This window comes from Armatimonadota bacterium (assembly GCA_031081585.1).
Classification (GTDB): domain Bacteria; phylum Sysuimicrobiota; class Sysuimicrobiia; order Sysuimicrobiales; family Humicultoraceae; genus Geohabitans; species Geohabitans tengchongensis.
Genome location: JAVHLY010000061.1, coordinates 1 through 5,928, shown reverse-complemented (window position 1 = coordinate 5,928; position 5,928 = coordinate 1). Strand labels below are relative to the sequence as shown.

Annotated in this window: 5 protein-coding genes; all 5 read right to left on the bottom strand. The window is 66.1% G+C overall.

From position 1 onward, the window contains the following. Positions 1-153: 153 nt before the first annotated feature. A complete protein-coding gene (locus RB146_13945; GenBank protein MDQ7830066.1) occupies positions 154-1,380 on the bottom strand; it encodes a glycosyltransferase in 1,227 nt (408 codons plus the stop codon). 6 nt (positions 1,381-1,386) lie between these two features. Further along, positions 1,387-2,322, bottom strand: coding sequence for a glycosyltransferase (locus RB146_13940; protein ID MDQ7830065.1), 936 nt, complete (start codon positions 2,320-2,322; stop codon positions 1,387-1,389). 1 nt (position 2,323) lies between these two features. Continuing rightward, positions 2,324-3,070 carry an FkbM family methyltransferase gene (locus tag RB146_13935; protein MDQ7830064.1) on the bottom strand — a complete coding sequence of 249 codons (747 nt, stop codon included), beginning with the start codon at positions 3,068-3,070 and terminating at the stop codon, positions 2,324-2,326. 184 nt (positions 3,071-3,254) lie between these two features. Next, a complete protein-coding gene (locus RB146_13930; GenBank protein MDQ7830063.1) occupies positions 3,255-5,450 on the bottom strand; it encodes a methyltransferase domain-containing protein in 2,196 nt (731 codons plus the stop codon). Positions 5,451-5,500: 50 nt separating this feature from the next. Further along, the coding region (locus RB146_13925) for a tetratricopeptide repeat protein (GenBank protein MDQ7830062.1) at positions 5,501-5,928 on the bottom strand (428 nt) is incomplete at its 5' end.

Here is a 5,928-nt window from a genome sequence, read left to right as displayed (position 1 = left end):
GGGGCAAAGTACGGCCCGGGAGGCGGGGAGTCAGCGGCCGGGACGACCTCCCAGCGGAACCGCAGCAGGTAGGCCAGCGAGAACGCCGCCGCGACCGTGCTCCCGTCGAGCATGATCGCCAGCAGCACCCGCAGTTGTCGGCGGCGGCCTTCATCAAGCATGCGGTCCACCATCGGACGGTATGCCCGCGCGTCCCCCTGGATTAGTCAGAAGGCGGGCCCCACCGACCTCCCAACCCCTCTCGGCATGTTCGCCGCTGCCCGCATTCGATCCGCGGTGGGCGAGTGCGCGTCGGTAGACGCCTAGCGTCCGCACCACCATCCGATCCACCGTGTATGCCTCCAAGACCCTGTCGCGAGCTGCTCGCCCCAGAGCGGCACGGCGAGTGGGATCATCGGCCAGCTCGACCAGAACGTCGGCCAAGGCCCATGGGTCGCCGGGCGGCACCAGGACCCCCGCCCGCCCGTCATCTAGGATTTCCTGAAGGGTCGGCAGGCGGCTGCACACGACAGGTTTGCCGAGGGCCATCGCCTCTAGGACGGCAAGGGGAAGGCCCTCCCAGCGCGAGGGCAGCACGATGATATCCATCCCGACGAGGAGTGCCGGAACGTCGTCCCGGAAGCCGGTGACGCGCAGCCGATCGGACAAGCCTAACCTCCTCGACTCGGCCTCCACCTCGCGGCGGAGTGGGCCATCGCCCACCACCAGAAACCGCGCGGCCGGCCGTCGGACAGCCACCCCCGCGGCGGCCCGCACGAAGGTCAGCGGATCTTTGTCTGGCACGAGACGGGCGATCATACCGATAACCAGGGCCTCGGAGTGTCCGTCATGCTGAACGTCATTCCGGGCCTCGGCGGTCAGCGCGAAGAGGTCAATTCCGTTGGGGATAACCTCCACGTGCTTAGCAACGATGCCCCGAGCGGCAGCCGCCCGGGCGTCGGCCAGCGCGACACAGATGATCGTGTCGACAAGCCGGCCCGTTACCCGTTCGGCCACGGTAGCCCCCCACCGCAGCGGTCCCGGCAAAACCCGCTTAAACGAAAACGCATGAGCGGTATAGATGAGCGGGGCCGGGGTTCGCGCGACCCATGCTGCCACCGAGCCCAGGAAACCCGCTCGGCTGCCGTGCAGGTGGATCAGGTCGGGATGTTGTCGGCGGAACCGCCGGACCAGCCTGGGTAACGCGCTCGAGCTCAGCGGTCCGAGCACGGTGACGGGCACTCCGGCGTCCTGCATCCGCCGTCCTGTGCGACCCATCACTCCTGTGAGGACCTCGACGTCGAAGCCTTCGCGGCGGAGGGCCGGGACGAGTGCCAGGAGGTGCCCGGCCCCTCCTCCGACCTCCATCGTGCCGATGACGTGGATGACCCGGTATCTCATAGGTCTTCACCTCGGCCGCCAGTCTCCAACTAGAGACTGCATCGCCCTCTGCTGATGACGCCAGGTCCGCATTACCCTGACGAGCCCTCGTGCCGTGCCGCGGGCTGTCGGCCAGTCCCACACCTTCGCCAATAGGGTGGCGAAACCCAGATTGAGCCAAAGGAAGGCCAAGCGGTTGAGTGCAGACTTGGGCACGTATCGCTCGTAAAAGTGCAGCCAGCTGAGCACCCGAAGTTCGCAAAACCGCTCGCGGTCAATCCGACTGACCGGCGTACGTTTGTGGAGAAGACGGGCATCCGGGACCCAGCGCAGCTCGTAGTGGCGGGCCACCGCCACGCTGAAATCGCGATCCTCGCCGAAGCTGTAGCCCGTATACTCCTCATCGAATCGCAGGCGAGTGAAGATCTCCCGGCGAAAGGCCATGTTGCCGCCGTAGAGACGTAGGGCAGGACGGGGGCCTGGCGAGGGCCGCAGGTGAAAGTCGACGGCATCCCGCTCGATGCTGAAGGGCCCCCGGTAGAAGAGCCTGGAGCGAAGCAGCTGCAGCGGGGACATGGAACCGGCCATGTTCGTGATCAGGCCGCTCGCCCCGCCGATCCGGCCCGCCGCATCCGCCTCGAAAACCGCCAGGATGGCACGGCAGTACCCCTCCTCCAGCACGACATCGTCGTCCAGGAACAGCAGAATGTCCCCCTCGGCCAGGGCGACCGCGTAGTTCCGTGCGTGCGTAAGCCCGGGTAGGTCCGGACGGAAACTATACCGAAGCACGATCCCCGCAGGCGTCAGGATCCGCGCCGCCACCTCAGCCACCCCCTGACGTCCCTGGTCGACGATCACCACGTCCAGCGGCCGCCGGTCCTGGGCGGCGATGGATCGTAGGCAATCCTCCAGATCGTCGGGGCGATCCTTCGTGGCGATCAGGACAGACAGCCGGGCGGCCATATCAGCGCGGCCTAAGCAAGGCCGAGATAGTCCGGCGATCGGCCACCACGCGCGGGTCGCGGGCCAATCGGACCAGTGACATGGGCTCCGGCCGCAGTCGCCAGACATGGAGCGGGTGATCCCACTTCCGGTCAAGCACGAATTCGACCTCGTACTTCAGGGCGGCGAGCAGGGCGAAGAGCCGATCAAGATCGGCGGGAGGGAGGATGTGAGGATGGATCTCGACCAGTACCCGCGGCCGATAGCGGAGCAGAGTCTCGGTCATTCCCTGCAGCGCCCACAGCTCGGCCCCTTCGATGTCCATCCGCACCAGATCGAGACGGCGCAGGCCTTGGGTCACGACGACGTCATCGAGGGTAGTCAGCGTCACGGGGACGGTGCCCACTGCCCACGCCACGGGCTGCAAGGAGTGCCAGTTGGAACGGTCGCTGACCGCCAGCTCAGCCGATCCCTGGTGCTCCCCCACTGCGACGTTGAAAAGGCGAACAATGCTGGCGTAGCCATTGGCCTCCACGTTGCGGCGCAACGTGGCGAAGTTTGTGGGCTCCGGCTCGAAAGCCAGGATCAGCCCGTCGGGCCAAACCCGACGGGCCTCAATCAAGAGGAAGTATCCGATGTTGCTCCCGACATCGGCCACCACCATCCCCGGGGCCAGGACGTCCTCGAGCACGCGGGTCGTCAGAGGTTCGTGGATCCCGTAGACTGCCAGCTCCCTGGAGAGCCCCACATCCTCCGGCAGCAGCATCATCGAATGCCCCAGGACGGTGCGGTGTAGCCTCCCGTGCTGGCGACGGAGGGCCCGTTTCCATGCCCATTCCTCCCACGCCCGGACGGCGGGCGCTGTCAGCCGGTCTACTGTTTCCCACCACAACCCCCCCGGTCCATGGTGGGCCAGAATGTATGCCGCCCGATGGGCCTTCCACGCCAGCACGCTAAGAACCCGCATCGGCCGCCTGACTCCGTCGCGCCAGGATGATCAGCTCGCTGGTGCCGGCTGGGTTCTCCCGCCCCAGGACATAGTTCTGCAATCCGATCCAGGGTGACGTGCGATCGAGGTCGATCTCGAAGCGACCGTGCAACAGCCGGCGCACCTCCGACGCGGTGAAGCTGTACGGATGCGCCGTATCGCGCCGACGGGGACGCTCGAAGACCTCTACGGTCAGGACGAGGTATCCGCCGGGCCGGAGCACCCTCGCCATTTCAGCGACCGTGCGCTTGGGACTCGTCACGTGATCGAGTACGTTGGAGCAGAAGACGACGTCGAAACTGGCATCTTGGAAGGGAAGTGCCTCACCCTGACCCGCGCAGAGGATGATCTCGGGCGGATACGTGTACATCGTCCGATAGAGGTGCACTAGGGGATCCACGCCGTACCGATGGCCCTCGATGAAGTGGAGAACCGTGCTGATTCCACAGCCGACGTCCAGGATTCGGCACGCTTTCAGGGGCACGCGCATCTGAATCTCATCCAGGTACCGGTACCGCCGCCAGTATCCTCGCACGTCGTCAAGGTGGTGGGCGAAGAGCGGTGCCCATTGGGCTTGGAACGCCAGCTCATGACGGTATTTGTCAGCATCCCCTCCTCCTCGCCCCGCGACGCGCCGGATGACCGCCAGGAGGCGCCTCGCCGCCGCCCGGCACCAGTTCCTGACAACGATCGCCCAGGGTAGCGAGCCGGACGCATGGGGAAATGCCGGACCACCTGCACCTCCATCCGCGCCGACTCCTCCGAGGGACCGCCCAGCCGTAAGGGATAAGGCGGCCAAGTAGGCCGATCCACCACCAGCGAAGGCAATGCCGAGCGGCAGACCCCGGAGCAGCGTCAGGACGATTACGAGCGCGGCTGCAGAAGTCACGGCCGGGACGGTCGCCCGTGCGGAAACGACCGGCCACACAACGCGCCGGACGTGTGCGAGCAGGAGTGCCATGATCAACACGTCGCTGAGGACCGTGCTCAGACCGGCACCCACCGCCCCGAGGCGGGGAATCGCCGCGAGATTCAGCACGAGGTTCGCACCTGCGGCTGCCCAGACAACGCGTGTCCGCACGTACTGGCGTCCCGCGGCGGTCAGGGTCGCTGCCAGGCTCCCGTTTAGCAGCCGCACCGGAATTGAGCATGCGAGCAATTGCAACGGCAGCACCGCGGCCGTATACCCCGGGCCATACGCGGCGGTTACAACTCGGCGCCCCTCCACGAGTAGCACCGCCGTGACGGGCAGTGCCATCTGGACTCCGTACCGGATGGCCGTCTCCTGCAGTCGGAGCGCCTCAGGGCGCCGGCCTTGATCGAGCACACGCGCCATGACAGGCACCTGGGCCGTGCTGACCACCAATCCCAACGTAGAGAACGGCAGAGCCAGGGCAGTTGCTGCCCGGTAGTAGCCCACCTCGTCTAGCGAGCGGAACATTGAGAGGAGCACGATGTCACTTTGCACATACACAGTCGTCGCCAGGACATTCAGGCCGAACGGTATCGCCGCCCGTCCCAACTTCCAGGCTAGGCTGAGGTCGAGATGGAGACGCCCCCCGTGAAGCGTGCGGAACCAGATGGCGGCGAAAGCGGTAAGCGCCGCGACTCGCGATAGCACGAGCACCCATAACAGCGCTCTGAGGTCAGGCTGGCGATTGACCACGACAAGCCCGAGGGTGAGGGCCACCGATCGCTCGACGACGACCACCAAGGTGTCTAGCTCGGACCGCTCGAAGGCGAGTACCGTGGCACGGAACAGCTGGATCAGCGCTCCTAGCGCCATCCACAGCGCGCCGACCAGTATGCTCTCTTGCACCAGTGGCGCGGATCTCAGCGCCCGCGCGGCCGCCGTCAGTCCCAAAGAGGCAACAGGCAGACAACCCAGGGTCCAGACGATCGCAGCACCCAGGTACGCTGCGGCGCGGTCGCGCGATCGGGCAATCTCTCGCATTAACAGAAGGTTGATCCCGCCGTCTGCGGCGAACGTCGCCAGTGCGACAAGCGTGGTGACGACCGACAGCGCACCCAGCTCCCGTGTCCCCCAGGATCGCGCCACCAAAGCGGTGAGCACGAACATGGTGGCGAACTCGAGACCCCGGGCCATCCCCTGCGCCGTGGAGTTCCTGACAAGCGCGGTTTTCAACGCACTCTCAGTCACACGATGCTCCTTGCTCCTGCCAACCAAATCGACGGCGGAGGTCCGAGCCATCAGGGCGCCCTCCCCAGAGCATCCAGCGCCTGACGGATCCGCGTGTCGGCCGGACGATGCCGGGCGACCACTTCGAGTACCGCGCGCGCCGCCGCAGGCCGGCCGCGGGCCACATACAGTTCCGCCAGGCGTAGTGCAGCCGTGACGGCGGCGGAATCCTCGGCGACGACGGAAGCCAACAACCGTTCCGCCTCGGTTTGATCCCCCTTAGTCCGATAGTATTCTGCCGCTTCAACCAATAATGAAGATACCTGCGGCCACAGCAGCATGTACAGACTTCCTTGAGCCAGGCCTTTGTCGGAAAACTGTTCGTCCACCCGGCGGTAGATCCTCTCGGCCTCCTCCGGCCGGCCCTGAGCGAGGTAGACAGATGCCAGCAGACGGTAGGCGTCCGGGCGGTTCATGGGGTCCAGGGCCAGCGATCTCT